This is a genomic window from Thioclava sp. F28-4 (assembly GCF_002020045.1).
In the GTDB taxonomy this organism is placed as follows: domain Bacteria; phylum Pseudomonadota; class Alphaproteobacteria; order Rhodobacterales; family Rhodobacteraceae; genus Thioclava; species Thioclava sediminum.
This window is the reverse complement of sequence record NZ_MPZQ01000009.1, coordinates 89263-107444: the sequence shown is the minus strand read 5'-3', so window position 1 is coordinate 107444 and position 18182 is coordinate 89263. Positions and strand designations below refer to the sequence as shown.

Annotated in this window: 15 protein-coding genes and 1 tRNA gene; 7 read left to right on the top strand and 9 right to left on the bottom strand. The window is 62.7% G+C overall.

Annotation, left to right across the window (positions count from 1 at the left end; all coding sequences use genetic code 11):
- Positions 1 to 77 precede the first annotated feature (77 nt).
- On the top strand, positions 78 to 1124 hold the full coding sequence (locus tag BMI87_RS17425) for a hypothetical protein (RefSeq protein WP_078522889.1): 1047 nt from the start codon (positions 78 to 80) through the stop codon (positions 1122 to 1124).
- A gap of 875 nt (positions 1125 to 1999) precedes the next feature.
- Positions 2000 to 2146: a LamB/YcsF family protein gene (locus tag BMI87_RS22235; RefSeq protein WP_146681657.1), complete on the top strand. Its 147-nt coding sequence runs from the start codon at positions 2000 to 2002 to the stop codon at positions 2144 to 2146.
- A 6-nt stretch (positions 2147 to 2152) separates the two neighbouring features.
- Here the strand turns inward: BMI87_RS22235 and BMI87_RS17420 are convergent, their stop codons facing one another.
- From BMI87_RS17420 to BMI87_RS17405, 4 genes are read right to left on the bottom strand one after another with little or no spacing between them, the layout of a single operon-like run.
- Positions 2153 to 2464, bottom strand: a complete 312-nt coding sequence (locus BMI87_RS17420; protein WP_078522888.1) for a cytochrome o ubiquinol/quinol oxidase subunit IV — start codon at positions 2462 to 2464, stop codon at positions 2153 to 2155.
- On the bottom strand, positions 2461 to 3081 hold the full coding sequence (locus BMI87_RS17415) for a cytochrome c oxidase subunit 3 (protein WP_078522887.1): 621 nt from the start codon (positions 3079 to 3081) through the stop codon (positions 2461 to 2463). Before BMI87_RS17415 ends, BMI87_RS17420 begins: the two co-directional genes overlap by 4 nt.
- Positions 3078 to 5201, bottom strand: coding sequence for a cbb3-type cytochrome c oxidase subunit I (locus BMI87_RS17410; RefSeq protein WP_078522886.1), 2124 nt, complete (start codon positions 5199 to 5201; stop codon positions 3078 to 3080). The genes BMI87_RS17415 and BMI87_RS17410 overlap by 4 nt, the downstream gene beginning before the upstream one ends.
- Positions 5198 to 6094: a cytochrome ubiquinol oxidase subunit II gene (locus tag BMI87_RS17405; RefSeq protein WP_146681652.1), complete on the bottom strand. Its 897-nt coding sequence runs from the start codon at positions 6092 to 6094 to the stop codon at positions 5198 to 5200. Before BMI87_RS17405 ends, BMI87_RS17410 begins: the two co-directional genes overlap by 4 nt.
- A 636-nt stretch (positions 6095 to 6730) precedes the next feature.
- On the opposite strand from BMI87_RS17405, the gene BMI87_RS17395 reads away from it, so the two are divergent.
- Complete coding sequence (locus BMI87_RS17395) at positions 6731 to 7633, top strand: hypothetical protein (RefSeq protein WP_146681651.1); 903 nt, start codon at positions 6731 to 6733, stop codon at positions 7631 to 7633.
- A 577-nt stretch (positions 7634 to 8210) separates the two neighbouring features.
- Here the strand turns inward: BMI87_RS17395 and BMI87_RS17385 are convergent.
- The 5 genes from BMI87_RS17385 to BMI87_RS17365 all read right to left on the bottom strand — a co-directional run bounded on the left by BMI87_RS17385 (position 8211) and on the right by BMI87_RS17365 (position 13881).
- A complete protein-coding gene (locus tag BMI87_RS17385) occupies positions 8211 to 9827 on the bottom strand; it encodes an SDR family oxidoreductase (RefSeq protein ID WP_078522881.1) in 1617 nt (538 codons plus the stop codon).
- Positions 9824 to 10273 carry a thiol-disulfide oxidoreductase DCC family protein gene (locus BMI87_RS17380; RefSeq protein ID WP_078522880.1) on the bottom strand — a complete coding sequence of 150 codons (450 nt, stop codon included), beginning with the start codon at positions 10271 to 10273 and terminating at the stop codon, positions 9824 to 9826. Before BMI87_RS17380 ends, BMI87_RS17385 begins: the two co-directional genes overlap by 4 nt.
- Positions 10274 to 10904: 631 nt before the next feature.
- Positions 10905 to 10978 (bottom strand) — tRNA-Gly (locus tag BMI87_RS17375).
- Positions 10979 to 11132: 154 nt separating this feature from the next.
- Positions 11133 to 11693 (bottom strand): fasciclin domain-containing protein, encoded by a 561-nt coding sequence (locus tag BMI87_RS17370; RefSeq protein WP_078522879.1) that lies wholly within the window; start codon positions 11691 to 11693, stop codon positions 11133 to 11135.
- Between the two features lie 169 nt (positions 11694 to 11862).
- Positions 11863 to 13881: an ASKHA domain-containing protein gene (locus tag BMI87_RS17365; protein ID WP_078522878.1), complete on the bottom strand. Its 2019-nt coding sequence runs from the start codon at positions 13879 to 13881 to the stop codon at positions 11863 to 11865.
- Between the two features lie 158 nt (positions 13882 to 14039).
- Between BMI87_RS17365 and BMI87_RS17360 the strand changes: the two genes are divergently transcribed.
- The 4 genes from BMI87_RS17360 to BMI87_RS17345 all read left to right on the top strand — a co-directional run bounded on the left by BMI87_RS17360 (position 14040) and on the right by BMI87_RS17345 (position 18025).
- Positions 14040 to 14855: a TIGR00282 family metallophosphoesterase gene (locus BMI87_RS17360; protein ID WP_078522877.1), complete on the top strand. Its 816-nt coding sequence runs from the start codon at positions 14040 to 14042 to the stop codon at positions 14853 to 14855.
- 133 nt (positions 14856 to 14988) lie between these two features.
- On the top strand, positions 14989 to 16767 hold the full coding sequence (locus BMI87_RS17355; protein ID WP_078522876.1) for an SLC13 family permease: 1779 nt from the start codon (positions 14989 to 14991) through the stop codon (positions 16765 to 16767).
- 12 nt (positions 16768 to 16779) lie between these two features.
- Positions 16780 to 17175, top strand: coding sequence for a hypothetical protein (locus tag BMI87_RS17350; protein WP_078522875.1), 396 nt, complete (start codon positions 16780 to 16782; stop codon positions 17173 to 17175).
- 109 nt (positions 17176 to 17284) lie between these two features.
- Positions 17285 to 18025, top strand: a complete 741-nt coding sequence (locus BMI87_RS17345) for a YebC/PmpR family DNA-binding transcriptional regulator (RefSeq protein WP_078522874.1) — start codon at positions 17285 to 17287, stop codon at positions 18023 to 18025.
- Positions 18026 to 18182: the final 157 nt, after the last annotated feature.

Here is an 18182-nt window from a genome sequence, read left to right as displayed (position 1 = left end):
GGTCGCCTGCGCTCTTCCGAAATCCTCTGCAAAATGGAAGTATGCCTCCAGCGTGCAGGCCGGGTGAGGAGGGGGCGATGAGGCAAGCGATACTCTACAAGGCGATCGTCGCCAATTACGGGACTTATCTGTCGCGCAAGGATGGCAAGGCGGATCGCCTGGACCTCGTTGGGCAATATCTCGGAGATCCGACCGCGATCCAGAAAGCCCGGCATTTCCGGCAGTCGGTCATCGATGATCTCAGCCAGTCCAAGATCTACCTGCTCGACGGCCGCGCCGCGAATTACGTCGACAGTCTGCGTGATGAGGTGCAGGAGAGCGATACGGGCCGCGCGGCTGCCGATCTGGCAGCGTCCTATATGCGCGAGGTCGAGTTTCCCGCCGATCTCGTCTGGGTGGAGCACGATCACCGGATGCTGATCGCCGATCGCGCGAGACGGGAGGGCACCAACCTGCCGCGACATGCGCTCGAGGATGCCGGGCTTCGAGGCTATCTCTACGATCTGCGCGATCCCGGTGCCCTAAAGGTTTCGCTCTTCAGAAGCGACTCCGATGGCGGGATCATCGATCCGCTGATCTATCTTGTCTTCCCGCGCGACCCGGTTCGCGGAGAGTTCCTCGACACCTACGATTGGCGCCCGCATCCGCACATGTTCGACCTCTTCGCCCAGAAGAACACCTCCCAGAAGGATCTTCAGGGGATGGTGAATAACGAACTCAGTCACCTGACCTATGACATGGTGCTCGGCTTCGTGCTCTTCGCGCTCCTGTCCTCGCCGGAGAACGGGATTGAGCGAGAGGAGCGCGACAGCCTGTCGCCGGGAGAGCGCAAGACCGCCGCGAAATTCGGCAAGACCTGGCTCACAGAAAACCTTCGCTCCCATGTGACGATCCGGATCGGCAAGGAGGGAGATGCGCATCTGCGCGAGCAGGCAGCGCGGCGCGAATTTGAGCGTGAGCAGGCCGCCGGCCGCCACCCGCCGACCGAGCATTGGGTGAGCGCGCATGAACGGCGCTACAAGAGCGGAAAGATCGTGATGGTGCGCGCGCATCAGCGCGGCACGAAGCCGGACAGGAATATTCCGACGCGGGTGATGGGCCCGCGGATGCACTCCCCGCAGTGACCGCCCCCAGATACATGGGGGTGAAGCGTCCTTCTCTCCAGCATTCTCTCTGCCGCTGCCGCTGCTGCTTTTCTTGCGCCTCAATCCACGCGGGCGCCATTTAAGGCCTGTTGACTCCGGGTGAAATTTTCCGGTTCGGCACCGTTTCCGCCTAGGGCAAACCGAACTGCCTCGTCGCGTGGGGGGGAGGGAGCCCCTAATCTCGTGCCCACCTCCGGGCACGCTCGGTCTATTGCTCATCGATCCGGGTAGATTGCGAAACAGACAACCACGAGAGCGGGGGCGGCCGCGCCGCGCCCATAGTATCAATTGCAGAAGGTCTCCCGCAAAACATTGCTCTTGAAGGGTTTTTTAGTGTTATCCGCCCTCGCCATCTTGACCAAAATGCAGCCTGAGAGCCCGAAATGGGCCAATCGGGCACCGGCGATTCCGAAAAAAGTAAACGATTTCAATGCTGTGACAGCTGTTACGCGTGTTACAGGGCGCGTTACGCGCGCAAGCAATTGAAATAAAACAGAAATCTCTATCTAGGTATGTATGTAACACTCTATGAGATGAATATACATAGAGAGAGTGAGTGGTTCCTCCATCCACTTCGATCCAGAAAAGACTCCACCTATATATTTACTTCCGGCGTTACGCGCGTTACCGCGTTACGCGTCGGATAAGTCATTGAAATCGTTCAAGGTGCGTGTAACAGGCTTGTTCGATAACCTACCTGAGACGTTGGTCTGTGTTACGCGGGTGCCCGGTCTGGGAGGATCATTGCTGGTTTGTGAAATAACTTTTCATGGTCAATAGCCGCAAGCGACTACGACTGCACGGAGTTCGGACGGGCCTGAGCTCTCCCGCAAGGCAGAAAACTCCTTTCCTTTATTGCAACCGCGTCTTGCAAGGACCTCCCCTGCAAGATTGACACGGTCTGCCTGCATGGCGACGGGGCAGAGGCGCTGGCGATGGCGCGGGCACTGCGCGGACACCTGACCGAGGCTGGCTTCGAGATCGGCCGCTTCGGGGCCTGACCCGCCTTAGACCATCCGAGCGTGCAGGTTCCATAGTAGCCACAGCGTGCCGCCGCCCATCAGCAGCAGGATCAGCGTGGTGAAGAGGATCAGATGCAGGTCTTCCTGCTTCTGACCCTTCAGGCGGATATGCAGGAAGAAGCGGAAATGGACCACGATCTGCACGATCGCGGCCACCCCCGTCGCCCACCAGATCGCCACTTTCGGCAGCAGATCCCACGCCACCAGCGCGAAGATCGGCAGGGTCAGCGCCAGCGCAAGCGCATAGCCGATCAGGTAGCTGCGGGCCTCTTGGCGCCTTTCGTCATGTTCGCTCATGCCAGCCCCCCGATATAGACGATGGAGAAAATGCCGATCCAGACAATGTCGAGGAAGTGCCAGAGCACGGCGAGGCGCACCATCGACAGCTTCACCCGGTCGTCGAGACCGTAAACGAGCATCTGCACGAGGATCGCGACCGCCCAGAGGCACGCGAAGGTCACGTGCAGACCGTGAAGCGGCACCAGCGCGAAGAAAGCCGACAGGAAGCCGCTGCGTTCAGGCGTGCCGCCCTCGGAGAACATCTTCAGGAAGTCGTGGATCTCGAACCCCACGAAGCTCAGCGCCAGCGCCATCGCGACCAGCAGCCACAGCACCATCTTCACCGGGCGCGGCTCGTGCTTGAGTGCGAGATGCGAAAACCCGATCGCGACTGACGAGGTCAGGAGCAGCATTGTCTCGATGAAGATCGACTTCAGCTCGAACAGCTCCTGCGGGCCGGGGCCGCCGTTCGTATTGGGCCGCATCACGACGTAGGTCGCCATCAATAGCCCGAAGAGGATCGCGTCGGACATCATGAAGACCCAGAAGCCGAAGACCTCGGTTTCGGCGCGGTCATCGGCGCTTTGGTGTTTCTGGCCGAGATTGAGGCCGGGATGGCGGGTGGTCTGGCTCATCGCGCGGCCTCCTGCGACATCGGGATGGCGTGGCCGCGGTTGTCTCGGGTGTATTCCGAGCTGCGCGGCACACGCGGCGTGCGGGCGGCCAGCTCGCGGAAGGCGCGCCATTCCTTGCGGACCTCTTCGGCGGGGATGCGCTTCTCGGTGTTGCGGCGGAAGCCCTGCGCGATGATGACGAGCGGCACCAGCGCCGCGAGCGGCAGAACTGCCCACCACATATGCCATGTCAGGGTGAAGGCCAGCGCCGTTCCGAGCGCACCCATCACCGGGCCGAACGCCGCGTTCTTCGGGAGCCAGATATCTTCGAACCCGTCCTCGGGCGGGCCGAGATCATGGCCCGAAGCTTTCAGCGTCGCAAAGGCGTCGCGTCCCTCGACACGGGGCAGGGCGGGGAAGTTCCATTCCGGCGCTGGATTGGGGATCCCCCATTCGAGCGAGCGCCCGTCCCACGGATCGCCCACCGGCACGGCGAGGCGCTTGCGGTGGCGCACCGAAACCCAGAGCTGCACGATCAGCGACAGGAACCCGGCAAGGATCACCACCGCGCCCCCCAATGCGATGATCGTCCAAGGCAGCCACTCGCCGGTGAAATAGCCCGACATCCGGCGCGGCATGCCCATCAGCCCCAGCACGTAGAGCGGGAAGAACGCGCCCATGAAGCCGAGGATCCAGCACCACGCGGCGCGGTAGCCCCATTTCTCGTCGAGCCGGAACCCGAAGGCCTTGGGAAACCACATCGTATAGCCCGCGATCATCCCGTAAAGCAGGCCGGGGATCAGCATGTTGTGGAAATGCGCGACGAGGAAAAGCGTGTTGTGGGTCTGGTAGTCGATCGTCGGGTTCGCCAGCATGATGCCCGACAACCCGCCGATGGTGAACAGGAACAGGAAGGCGATGGCGTAGAGCATCGGCACTGAAATCCGCACCCGACCGCGATACATCGTCAGCATCCAGTCGTAGATCTTCACCCCTGTCGGCACCCCGATCAGCATCGTCGCGATCCCGAAGGCGGCGTTCAGATTGGCGCTCTGGCCCATCGTGAAGAAGTGGTGGACCCAGACGGTGAAGCTCAGCACCGCGATTGCCATCGTGGCGATCACCAGCGCGGTATAGCCGTAGAGCGTCTTGCCCGAGAATGTCGCGAACACTTCGGACCAGATCCCGAAGGCGGGCAGGATGAGGATATAGACCTCCGGGTGGCCGAAAAGCCAGAACAGGTTGGCGTAGTTCATCATGTTGCCGCCACCGCCGTTCGTGAAGAAGTGAAAGCCCATGTAGCGGTCGAGCGCGAGGAGCGCGGTCGCGATGGTCAGCGGCGGCATCGCGAAGATCATCAGGATCGAGGTGCAGAGCGACGTCCAGGTGAACAGCGGCATCCGCATCAGCGTCATGCCGGGGCAGCGCTTCTTGTAGATCGTGACCGCGAAGTTCAGCCCCGTGAAGGTCGACCCGATCGACGACAGCGTCACCGCCCAGATCCAGTAATCGGGCCCCGCGCCGGGATTGTAGGACAGCTCCGTATAGGGCGGATACCCTGTCCATCCGCCAGTCGAGAAGGGCTCGAGGACCAGCGAGACCATCAAGATGACCCCTCCCGCGATGGTCAGCATCAGCGAAACCGAGTTCAGCACCGGGAAGGCGACGTCGCGCGCGCCGATCTGCAGCGGCATCGCGAAATTTATCATCCCCGTCAGGAAGGGCATCGCCATGAAGAAGATCATGATCGTGCCATGAGTCGTGAATAGCTGTGCGAAGTGGTCGGGCATCACGATCCCGCCGCCATCATGGCCTACAACCTGTTGGCTGCGCATCACGAAGGCTTCGGCCAGCGCTCGCGCCAGCATCACGAAGGAGAAGACGATATACATGATGCCGATCTTCTTGTGATCGACCGAGGTCAGCCACTCGCTCCAGAGCGGGCGCCACCAGCCTTTCGCCGTTATCAGGATCACCACGACGACGAAGCCCAGCACGGCCATGCCCGCCGCCGCCGTCCCGGTAATTCCGGACAGCAATTCGGTCCGCCCGTCGGCTTTGAAGATATCCATGACCGGCAGCGCGTCCCATGTCAGCCGACCGAAGGGAAAGCCCCAGACATCATCGCTCCACGTATTCATTGTGCCGTCTCCTTCAGGCCGGCGATCTCGTCGAACATCGCGCTGGGCGCGGTCGAGAACAGGATCGGCTGCCCCGTGGGCTGGTCGAGCTTGCGCGCGAGTTCGACCTTGTTGCTTTTCGCCTCCAGCGCATCGCGGACCTTGGCGTCGAACGGCAGGCCGCTGGCCTTCGCCTTCGAAACCCAGCGCGAGAAGGCCGCGTCGCTCATGGCGCTCGCCTTGAAGGTCTGGGTGTAGAACCCCTCGCCGTTATATTGCGTGTTGCGCCCCTCGAAGGTGCCGGGGCTATCTGCGGCAAGGTTCAGCTTGGTGCGCATCCCCTTCATCGCGTAGATCTGGCTGCCGAGCCGCGGGATCAGAAAGCTCTGCATCACCGTGTCGGAGGTCAAATGCAGCTCGAGCGGACGCGAGGCGGGGAAGGCCAGCTTGCCCACGCTGGCCACACCCTCTTCGGGATAGATGAACAGCCATTTCCAATCGTATCCCACGACATCGACGACGAGCGGTTTGCCACTCGCACCGGGCACGGGATTGTATGGATCGAGGTTATGGGTTCGCTCCCACAGATAGCCTGCGAGGATCAGCACAACCATCACCGGCACGCCCCACGCGAGCCATTCGAACAGGGTCGAGAAAGACCAGTCGGGGCGGTAGTCGCCTTTCGAGCGGCCATAGCGATAGCGCCGGATCAGCCACGGGGTAGCCGCGAAAACCGGGATCACGACGATGGCCATGACGATCAGGATGATGCGCAGATGCGTAACCTGTGCAGTAGCCACCGGACCTGCGGGGTCGAGGAAGCTTTCGGCCTGCGCCTGTCCCGCGGCAGCCCAGAGTGCGGCGAGTGCGCCGACACGTAACCGGGCTCTGCGCTTTGGGACGGTGAGGGGCATGGCAAACTCGCTTGCACAAGGGGCTGTGCGAAAACGATAGACCGGCGGATTTGCCGGACAAGCGGGGCTGACCAACACTTTATTTTCAAGGAACTGCGCGCGGCGTTCCACGTTGTGCGCGGTTTTGGTTGACCGCAGTCGTATGTTGTCGCCCATTCTTCATATCCTGCGGACAGAGATTATGTCGCTTGAACCAGTGAAGGAGCGTCCCGTCGAACCGCTGGGGCGGCAGGCCTTCAAGGCCGCGACGCTTAAAACGGCTGGTCGGCAAGGGGCAGCGCCGGGCTGCGTTAGAGAAAAGCGCCAGTAGAATGCCTTGCCTGCGCGACGTAGCTGGAAAATTGCGGCAGAGTTTCTGGACAACTCGTCTGAGCACGAGGGAAATTCCTCAGCAGCGCGATCTCCGTTCCGCTTGAGCCCCGCGCGTCACTTATGTCGGTGGCTACGCGCCAGGATCGATCCGGATTTCTTTGCTGGAAATAAATCTTCAGGAAGCGACTTTCGCGCGCGTGACGCGAAAGAACCTAAGGGAGGCGCATAGTTGGGCCCGATTTATATGCGCGCATACTTTTCTTGGTCTATCAAGAAGTCTGGCGGCACCCTTCGGCGCCATCTGCTAGGAGGCCCTGCGACGTCATGATCGACGTAAATCATCCGCGCGACGAACCCGGCTTTAACTGGCCGGGATCGGGTTATGTCTTCGGCACCGGCTCCGCGAGAACACTCTTCGCGCAGGAAGATGACGAAGGACTTATCCATATCTCCAAGTTGGGCGAGACACATGGGAAATTGGTCTGCCTCGATTGTGGCGGTGCGCTCACACCGGTGCGCGGTCGAATTCGAGTTCATCATTTTCGCCATCTCTCAGGCACCGATTGCTCGAGCGCTGGGGAGACTGCGCTTCACAGGATGGCCAAGGAGATCATCAGCGAAGGGGGTGCGCTTCACATTCCGCCGCTTCAGGTTTCGTGCAATGTGAGCGCGAGGGATTGGAAAAAGGAGGTGTTTCCAGCGCGTCGGGTTCTGTTCGATCGGGTCGACCTACAAGTCCGGGAAGGAAATATTCACCCCGATCTCATCTGCACCAAGATAGGCCATTCGCCGACGGCCCCCATGGAAAACCGACTGCTCGTGGAGATCCGCGTGACCCATGCGGTTGGTGCGGAAAAGCTCCAGCGTTTCGTCGAGCGCGGCGAGTCCGCCCTCGAGATTGATCTCTCAAAGATCAGGCGTTCGCTGACGCTGGAGGAGCTCACGGATCATGTGCTGAAATCGGCGCCGCGCGCGTGGCTTTTCCATCGCAAGGCGGCTGAAGCACAGGCTGACTTCCGAGAGGCGAAGATGAATGAGGCGCGACGCATCGCGCGCACGAATGCCGCCTGGCGTCAAGCTGCGTATGAGCCCGTCGAACCGCCCAGCCAGAATGCGGAGGTCTGGCTCGAGGAAGAGCGGCGCCGCTGGCGCTCAATCTACGTGCCTCATATTCACTGGGGCGGTTTGCATCAAGGTGGTTTCAACGTCCCCGTCTCTTATGTCTAGGCGGTAATCTATCAGCCCCTTGCGCCATGGTGCACGTCCTACCCGCTCATGAGCGAACCTCGCGCGCTCGGGGAGATATACCGAGTGCTAATGGGCGAGATTGAAGACCGTGGCTGGGTCAAGGAAGCGGTGCGAGGAGATCTCTGGAGGCGGTGGGAAACTGGTGAGGTCGAGAGTTACCAAGTAGCGCGATCGGAGATCATCGAGACACTCACCCGGGCGGCTCGGCTGTGGGCTTCGCGCAAAGACGAGTTCAAGAGATACAGGCCCATCGAGGCACAACTCGCACGCATGCGGGCGGATCATATTTTGCAGTGGAGGGCCTTGGATCCGGCTCGGTGAGTGGGGATGGTTCTGCTAGAATAAAATTCGCGATCACACGTTGGATTAACCTCCGCTTGCACGTCCGGAATCGTTGGAGCGTTGGCTTCGGATAGTGAACTTCCAGCATCACACTCCGGATGATACTTGCTCACACTGACTTCTGGATGGACCTGGCCGCTCCCCTGTTTTTCTGGAGGTGCCCGCCCGAAAGCGGACATCGACGGGCCAGGAGCAAGACCTGTCGTCGTCACCATTAGTGAGACTCTGGGCGTTTCGGATCGTCGGGTCGCTCGGCGGACAGGAACCCCCGGTATCGAACCAACAACCCCTTCGTCATCGGTGCCAGTATCGCGACGTCGAAATGGAACTTGCCGTCAGCAACAAACTCTCGCGCGACGGACGCCGGCAGCATCCAGTGCGGTAGGGGTATTGGTCCCATACGTCCGGATGTGACCGGGTAGTGAAGCTCACCCCCCTGAACCTTAAGGCCGATCGCGAAGGTGAACGGCCCGAAACTCTCGCGCATGCCTTCGGGGCCTACGGAGAGGTTAGAGCGGAACGTGTTCCGGCCGAAGCGGCGAAGCCAGGTCTCTCCGCGTGAGGTGACGGTCTTGGTCACCGCCACTTCGATGTCCGGAGACCCGGGAGGAAATCGGAAAATCGCACAGAGCAAATGGGACCAGGCACCGGTCCCCCGCTCGACCTCACATCGCCCAACCCATCGTGAGGTGCCGAGCGTCAGGTGGGTTTCCTTGATCGCATCTGGCAACACGTGGAAGGCCTCCCCCAGCACCCGCGGGAAGATGGGCGAGATTGGCGCGACGCTGCGCTCGGTGACCACACGCAGGTCCGCCATCGCGGCCTCTGCCTCCTCCAAGTTGATCACCTCGATCGCCGGGCCAGCGCCGACCGGCAGATTGGCGCGGCGCAGCAAGGCGCGAGCCGCTACCGCCGGAATAAAAGGACCATCGCCATCCTCCGCCAAAAGGCTCCAGCTTCGGCATTCGTGGCGCGTGGTGACCGCGACGGACATCCCGCCGCGGCCGCTGCCGAAGGGGGCCAGGAAATCCGCCAGCACCTCGAACACGCGGACAACCGGGCGGGTCACCGGAAATGGCACGACCCGCCGCACGCCGGCGAAAAGCGCAAGGCCGTAACGCATGACGGCCAGCTCCAACCCTGCCCGGAAGAGGACCGTCTCTGCAACGAAATGTGTTGGAAAGAGGCGCTGGTCCGGAACCTCGACCTGCCAACCCTGCCGGACCAATCCACCTGGAAGGGTGTATCGCGCTGGCTTCGACCATCCGAAAGTCTTATCCCAGCGGTTCCCGTTCCAGACCAGCATGGGGCGTCCCGCTTGGGGCAGGATCGACTGCATGACCGAGAGCCCCCGGGGCGCGCGGTTTCCGGGCAGGATTGCGGTGTCGATCACCGCTGGCACGTCTGCGCCGGAGAGGGCGCGCACGGCGGCGGAGGACAGGGCCGGAACAGAAGAGAGGCCCGAGAGCACGCAGACACAGGCATCCCGCGCCTCGGCGTCGAAGGCCGATATGCCCGCGCAGAAATCTGCGTTGTCCGACAGATCGAGGTAGTGGACACCCGCCGCGATTGCGGCGCGCGCGAGGCGATAAGGCTCGTTGCCGTAGGCGTGGAAAGGTCCCGCGGCATCAATGACGACTTCGTGCCCCACTAAGGCGTCGAGATTGCCAGCGCGATCCATTCTGATTGCCCGGCAACCCAGTCCCTCAGCACAGGATCGGGCTTCTTTGAGGTTCCGGCCGGCGACGCAGACTTCATGCCCGTCGGCAACCAAGAGCTTCGCGAGCCTTGCGCCGAAAACGCCGTAACCTCCCAGCACCAGAATCTTCAACGGAGTAAGCGCCTTTGAAACGAAGGGTCCGGGATCGCACACATCTCCGCCCGTCCAAAAATCGCGTATCTATTGCGCGCGAGACGCTGGTAGAGCCAGTCCCGCATCGGTCTCGGCAGGATCAGCAAAACCGTGGCCAAACGTCCCCACCCTCCGAACCGTCGCGCGGCGTAGACCACCGCTTCGAAATCCTGATGCGCAATACCCTTGTCGATGAACAACCAGCTGGAAGGATCGGTCGGCTCAAGCCCGTAATGCTTAAGCAAGGCGGCTCCAAGCGGCGTCTGGATCGGACAGATGCGCACTGTCCCACTCCGGTCGAGGCGATGGATCATGCGCGCACCCCAGCTGCAGATCGCGCAGTCGGCATCCATCACGGCCAGCGGCGCCCCGTCAGCGAACTGTGGAACCTGCGGATCATCTCGAAAGGAGAACGGTTTGAGCATGTTACACTGACTATCCTACAACACCAAAGCTCGCACAAGAGACCGTCTTGAGACGCCAACTCCACATTCGGCGCTCTTCCGCTACGTGCTCAGCAGCGTTAGGCAATCAGAAAACACTCGTTTTGGCTCTCTACGAGGGGAACGCTTGTTCGCACGTGCGATTGAAAGTGAGTGTTCCGTCTTGAGACCATCGCCAGTTCCTTTCCGATCGAAAAGGCGGTTCGAAAAGTTGGATCAACCCATGTGTGCGGTGAAACCGGTCATTTTCTCTGTTCCTTCCAGGAAGTCTCATGCTTGTGCGTAAAACAATCAATCAGGGCTTCTTGATCTTGGCATGCTGGAGTTTTCCCTTCCAGAGATCGTCAAATCGTCGCCGGTAGTCGCGGAGATTGATAGGAATGCAGTCTGTGGCGGGCGTTACGGAGCGTTACGTCTCAAGTATCGGACTGTCAAAGAGAACGTCACCAATGATCGGTTCCATCTGCTTCGGGAGTTTCTTCGGGACTCTCCGGGAGTTTCCGTCGATTTATGTCCCGCTTTGGCTTCTCAGTCAGCAAATCAGCCAAATGCTCGTCTCCGCAATGAGGCTGGATTGTTTCTTTAAAAACAATGCTTTACCGTCATGGGAGCTTGGAGCGGGTAGCGGGAATCGAACCCGCGCGTTCAGCTTGGGAAGCTGACAGGCTACCATTACATCATACCCGCATGGTGCGAGCGCAGAGGTATTCCAGCCGAAAGCCACGGTCAAGAGGGATCGCGCGCGTCCTCGGGCCCGCTCACAAAAAAGCGCCCGGCGAGGAGGACCTCACCGGACGCCAGGCGCCGCGCGGAAGTTAGGGAGACGAGGCGCGGGGTCGATTTACATCTTCGGCTGAAGCACGGTGTCGATCACGTGGACCATGCCGTTCTTCTGCTTCACATCGGCGGTCTGAACCGTCGCGACATCGCCTTTCGGGTCCTTCAGCATCACCATGCCGTCCTTGACCATCGCGGTCAGATCACAGCCGCCGAGCGTCTTGATCGTGGCCATGCCGTTGCCCTTCTGAACGGTCGCCATGATGTTCTCGGCGGTGATCACGCCCTTGGCGACGTGGCAGGTCAGGATATGCGTGAGCATTTCCTTGTTCTCGGGCTTCACCAGCGTCTCGACGGTGCCCGCGGGCAGCTTGTCGAAGGCCGCGTTGGTCGGTGCGAAGACGGTGAACGGGCCGGGGCCTGCCAGCGTGTCGACGAGGCCCGCCGCTTTCACCGCGGCGACCAGCGTGGTCAGGTTCGGAGCGGCCGAGGCATTGGCTGCGATCGGCTTGCTCTCATACATCTTGGCGCCACCAACCATCGGGTTTGCCAGCGCGGGCAGGGCGAGGCCCAGCGTTGCAGCTGCGGTGAGCGATGCGGCGAATGCACGGAATTTCATAGACATAAGGATTTTCCTCCCTGTTAAACGACGGTTGTCCCCGCCAAAGCACAAGGGTTACGGCGCGCTGGGGGCGCGCCGATCACTTATGTCTCATCACGAAATCGTGTGCAGTCTGATCCGGCCTCAAATCGGGCTTCTCGAAGCGCTCCGGTGGAGGGCCCGAAGGCCCGCCTCAGCCGCGCCGGCGCCGTCTGCGCCCGCCATCCTCGCCGGATCCGCCGGTGTTGAAGCTGATCTCCGGAAGCGGCGCGATCTTGCGCAGCTCGGGGAAGGGGGCGGTGGCATGCGGCAGCGCGTTCGCGGCGACGAAATGCTCCTGAAAGCGCGGCTCGATCGCGGTCTCGACCTTGGTGATCTGATGCACCTGCACCTCGATCTCGCGCCGCGCCTTCACCGAACACAGCGCCATATGCGCCCCGGTGCCCGCCGCATTGCCCGCCGAGGTGACGTGATCGAGCGGCGCATCCGGGATCATCCCCAGCACCATCGCGTGTTTCGGCGAGATATGCGCGCCGAACGCACCCGCGAGCACCACGCGGTCGACCGTGTCCACGCCCATCTCGTCCATCAAGAGGCGCGCGCCCGCATAGAGCGCGGATTTCGCCAGCTGGATCGCGCGGATGTCGCCTTGGGTGACGGTGATGCGCGGGCCTTCCTCGCCGCCGTCATAGATCACGTATTCATGGGTGCGCCCGTTCGGCTCGCAGCGCGGCGTGCCGACCTGCTCGGCCGAGCCGATCAGCCCCGACGTGTCCACGATCCCGGCCATCCGCATCTCGGCCACGGCCTCGATGATGCCCGAGCCACAGATGCCGGTGATCCGCGGCGTGCCGAATTCGGGATCGGTCGACCAGTGGTCGTTGCCGATGATCTTGAAGCGCGGCTCCTTGGTCTCGGGGTCGATCTCGATGCGCTCGATGGCGCCCGGAGCGGCGCGCTGACCGCTGGAAATCTGCGCGCCCTCGAAGGCGGGGCCGGTGGGTGAAGAACAGGCCAGAACCCGTTGTTTATTCCCGAGAAGTATCTCGGCATTGGTGCCGACATCGACGATCAGAGACAGGTCGTCGCGCTTCTGCGGAGCCTCCGACAGCGCGACCGCCGCCGCATCCGCGCCGACATGGCCCGCGATCAGCGGCAGGATATAGGCGCGCGCGCCGGGGCTGGCCTCGATGCCGATCTCGCGCGCGGCGAATTCAAGGCTTTCCGAGGTCGCCAGCGCGAAGGGCGCCTGACCCAGCTCGACCGGGTCGATGCCCAGCAGCAGGTGATGCATCACCGGGTTACAGACCACGACCGCCTCGACAATCTCTCCCGTCTCGACCTTCGCCTCGCCCGCCAGCTGCCGCGCCAGATCGCCCATCGCGTCCCGCACCGCATTGGTCATTTCCTGATCGCCGCCGGGGTTCATCATCACATAGGAGACCCGGCTCATCAGGTCTTCGCCGAAGCGGATCTGCGGGTTCATCACGCCCGCGCTCGCCAGCACCCGCCCGTCGTCGAGCGCGACCAGATGCCCCGCGATGGTGGTCGAGCCGAGGTCGATCGCGAGCCCGTAAAGCGGCACCTCGCGCACGCCGGGGAAGATCCCCGTCACGCGCGGCCCGTCGCCCGCATCGTGGATCGCGACCGTGACCTTCCACTCGGCCTTGCGCAGCGCGGGCTGCAGCATCCGAAGAACATCAAGATCGGCGCGCACGCCCTTGATTTGCCATTGCTTTTCCAGCGCCTGCGAGAGCCGCTGCAGATCGCCCTCGGGGCGGTGCATATCCGGTTCCGCGACTTCGACATAGACGGGCCGCGTCGCCGGATCCATCTCCATCACGCGCTCGGAGGCCGCCTTGCGCACGACCTGTTTGTGGACCTGACTTTCGGGCGGCACGTCGATCACGACGTCGTCGAGGATCTCGGTCTGGCAGCCCAGACGCCGCCCCGGTTTCAGCCCGCGAATCCGGTCATAGCGCTCCTCGACCGCGTTGAGCGGGCTGACCGCGTCCGGCTCCACATGCAGGCCGAGTTTCGGGAAATCTCCGAAGGAGGGCGTGCATTGGCATTTCGAGCACACGCCGCGCCCGCCGCAGACGGAATCGAGGTCGACCCCCAGCTTGCGCGCCGCCGCGAGCACTCTCGTGCCACGCGCCACGCGCCCCCGCTTGCCAGAGGGGGTAAAGATCACCTGCACGTCGTCGGCCATATCGCGCTCCCGTTTTCCTTGCCCCCGTTCTAGGGCCCAAGCCGGGCAGAGCAAAGCCCGCAACCGACGCGCCTGCATGAGAAATCGTCATCATCATCATGCAGCCGATGCGCGCCGCCCATTGCTCTCCCCAGCGCCGCGTTCTATCTAATCGGGCCATGAAGATACTCTTTCTAGGCGATGTGATGGGCCGCGCGGGCCGCGCCGCGATCACCGAAACCCTGCCGAAACTTCGCGAGGAGTGGCGCCTCGATTTCGTTGTGGTCAATGGCGAGAACGCCTCGGGCGGCATGGGGCTGACCGGCGATCATGCGAAGCTTCTGCTGGATGCGGGTGCGGATGTGGTGACGCTCGGCGATCACGCCTTCGATCAGAAGGACATGTTGCGCTTCATCGAGAGCGAGCCGCGCATCATCCGCCCCGTGAACTACGCCAAGGAAGCGCCGGGCAAGGGCGCGCGGGTGTTTCAGGACCGGCGCGGGCGCAAGGTGCTGGTGGCGCAGGTGCTGGGCAATGTGTTCATGAAGCGCGCCTTCGACGATCCCTTCTCGGCCATCGAGGCGGAACTGAAACGCTACCCGCTGGGCGGGGCGGTGCAGGCGGCGCTGGTGGATGTGCATTGCGAGGCGACGTCGGAGAAGATGGCGATGGGCCATTGGTGCGACGGGCGTGCAAGCGTCGTCGTGGGCACCCATACACATGTGCCCACCGGCGATGCGCAGATTCTCGAGAAGGGCACGGCTTACCTCAGCGATGCGGGCATGTGCGGCGATTACGATTCCGTCATCGGCATGGCGAAGGCCGAACCGATGCGCCGTTTCGTGACCGGCATGGCGAAGGAACGCTTCTCGCCCGCGCGCGGTCCGGTGACGCTCTGCGGCTTTTACGTCGAGACCGACGACAAGACCGGGCGCGCCACCCGCTGCGAAGCGGTGCGCACCGGCGGCAGGCTCGCACAATCGGTGCCAATCTGAGCGTCGTTCGCGTCCCGAGTTGCCCGAACCTCATGCCGTTACGTGGAAATTTCCTCCGCCGCGGGCAGAGCGCGCTTGCTCGTGCAACACGTGTCGATAGTATCGGGCCGATGCGCTTACGCGAGAGCCTGACATGATCCAACTGCCCTTCACCGGCACCGAGACCGCCGTCGCGGCCCTTCTCGTCGTGGGGTGGATGTTCGTCATGTTCGTCCGCGAGACATGGCCGCCAGAGGTCACCGCCATGGCGGGCGCGGCCCTGATGCTGATCTTCGGATTCGTGCCCTACGAGAACGCGGCCGCGATTCTGTCGAATCCGGCGCCCTGGACCATCGCCTTCATGTTCCTGATCGTCGGCGCCCTGGTGCGCACCGGCGCGCTCGACGCGATGACGCGCTATGCGGAATCGCGGATCGACCAGAACCCGAAGCTGACCGTGCTCCTGATGTTCGGGGTCACGATGTTCGCAAGCGCCGTGATGAACAACACGCCGGTCGTCGCGGTGATGATCCCGGTCTTCATTCAGGTCGCGCGCAAGCTGAACCTCTCGCCGTCGCGGCTCTTGATGCCGCTGAGCTATGTCACGGTGATGGGCGGCATGATCACCCTGATCGGTACCTCGACCAACATTCTCGTCGATGGCGTCGTGCGGGGGCGGGGGATGGAGCCCTTCACGATCTTCGAGATCGCCCCTCTGGGCTTCGCGATCTGTCTGGTCGGCGGGACGTTCCTCGCGATCTTCGCGCCGAAGCTGATCCCCGAGCGGCAATCGCTCTCCTTCATGCTCGGCGACCGTCCGAAGATGAAATATTTCACCGAGGTCGCGATCCCGGAGGAAAGCGGGCTGATCGGCGAGTCGGTGCTCGAGACCGACACGTTCAAGCGCGAGGGCGTGCGGGTGATCGACGTGCTGCGCGGCGATGCGTCGCTGCGCCGCGATCTCGCCTCGGTCGAGCTGATGGCGGGCGACCGCGTGGTTCTGCGCTCCGAGATGGAAGAGCTTCTGGGGATGCAGAAGAACCGCGACCTGCGCATGGTCGACAAGCTGTCCTCGGTGCAGACCGAGACGGTGGAGGTGCTGATCTCGCCCGGCTGCAGGATGATCGGGCAGCGTCTGGGCGATATGCGCCTGCGCCGCCGCTACGGCGTCTACACGCTGGCCGCGCATCGCCGGAACCAGAATATCGGGCGCCAGCTCGACGATCTGATCGTGGTGGTGGGCGATACGCTTCTGCTCGAAGGCGCGCCCGAGGATATCGCGCGTCTTGCCGCCGATATGGACCTCGTGGATGTGTCCAAACCGCAGGCGCGCGCCTATCGCCGCTCGCATCTGCCGCTTGCCATGGGCGCGCTCGGCGCGGTGGTGATCTTCGCAGCGCTTGGCGTGGCCCCGATCCTCGCGCTGGCGATGGTGGCGGTGGCGGGCATCCTCGTGACCCGCTGCATCGACACCGACGAGGCCTTTACCTTCATCGAGGGCCGCCTGCTTGCGCTGATCTTCGCGATGCTGGTCGTGGGCGCGGGGCTGGAGCATTCCGGCGCGGTCCAGCTGATCGTCTCGGGCGTGGCGCCCTTCCTGAAGATGCTGCCGCCGCAACTCGCGCTGATCGTGGTCTATTTCCTCGGTCTCGTCATGACCGAGTTGCTGTCGAACAACGCCGTGGCGGTGATCTACACTCCGATCGCGATCTCGCTGGCTGCCGCCCTTGGGCTCGATCCGCGGCCCTTCGCGGTGGCGGTGATGTTCTCGGCCTCGGTGGCCTTCGCGACGCCGATCGGCTATCAGACTCACATGATGATCTATGGCCCCGGTGGCTATAAGTTCACCGATTTCCTGCGCGTCGGCATCCCGATGGATATCGTGACCGGGTTGACCGCCTGCCTGCTGATCCCGCTGATCTGGCCCTTCTGAGGAGGTTCCCCCATGCGCTTTGTCGCCCGTCTCGCCGCCCTGTCGCTTCTCGCACCGCTCGCGCTCGCCGCCTGTGTGCCGGGGCAGGGCAGCCGCGCGCCCTCCTGGCCAGACCGGGTGACCTTTCAGGGCACCGTGATGCGTGTCTCCTTCATCGACGGCAGGGTCTGCCACGCGAATATCTCGGGCCAGTATACCGGCGATCTGGCCGGGTGCCCGCATCCGATGCGCTATCAGGTGACCCGGTTCGAGCCGAGCTATCTCGGCGGCGTCGGTGTCGGCAATATCTTCCAGCCCTATGCCGAGGTCACGCTGAAGGACGCGCAAGGCCGCCGCTGGAGCTTCAAGACGCCCGAGCCGATCCCCTCGCGCAGCCAGCCCGACGGGGTCCTCAAGCTGCCGCATTGATCGGCAATGGCGGGCGCCCGGCACCGCCCGCAACCCATCTATCTTGAATCATCCCCCCGTTGCGCACTATACGGGGTCGATTTCGCGACTATTCCGAACGGAGATACCCATGGCAGGCCACTCAAAATGGGCCAACATCCAGCACCGCAAGGGCAAGCAGGATGCGGCGCGCTCGAAGATGTTTTCCAAGCTCTCGAAAGAGATCACGGTCGCCGCAAAGATGGGCGACCCCGATCCCGAGAAGAACCCGCGCCTGCGTCTCGCCGTGAAAGCGGCCAAGTCCCAGTCGATGCCGAAAGACGTGATCGACCGCGCGATCAAGAAATCGCAAGCGGGCGACGGTGATGACTACACCGAGATCCGCTACGAGGGCTACGGCCCCGAGGGCATCGCGGTGATCGTCGAGGCGATGACCGACAACCTCAACCGCACCGCGTCGAACGTGCGCTCCACCTTCACCAAGAACGGCGGCAATCTGGGCACCACCGGCTCGGTGTCCTTCATGTTCGACCGTATGGGCGAGATCATCTATCCCGCGTCCGTGGGCGATGCCGAGACCGTGCTGATGGCCGCGATCGAGGCGGGCGCCGAAGACGTCGAGAGCGACGACGAAGGCCATTGGATCTATTGCACGATGGAAGACCTCTCGGATGTCTCCGACGCGCTGGAGAAGGAACTGGGTGAGGCCGAGGAAGCCAAGCTGATCTGGAAGCCCCAGAACCGCACCGAGGTCGACCTCGAGACCGCGCAGAAGCTGATGAAGCTGATCGACACGCTCGAAGACGATGACGACGTGCAATCCGTCACCGCCAATTTCGACGTGCCCGAAGAGGTCGCAGCGCAGCTGTAAGGCGATATGCACCGAAAATTGATAAAAGCGCCCTCCGGGGCGCTTTTTGCGTCTCAAACGGCCTCAAACCGCCCGAATTTCGGCCCCCCGGTTTACATTCCCGCCCAGAACCCCCAATTTGTCGCGTGACGCTCCGAGCACCCGCGTAACCCCGTGG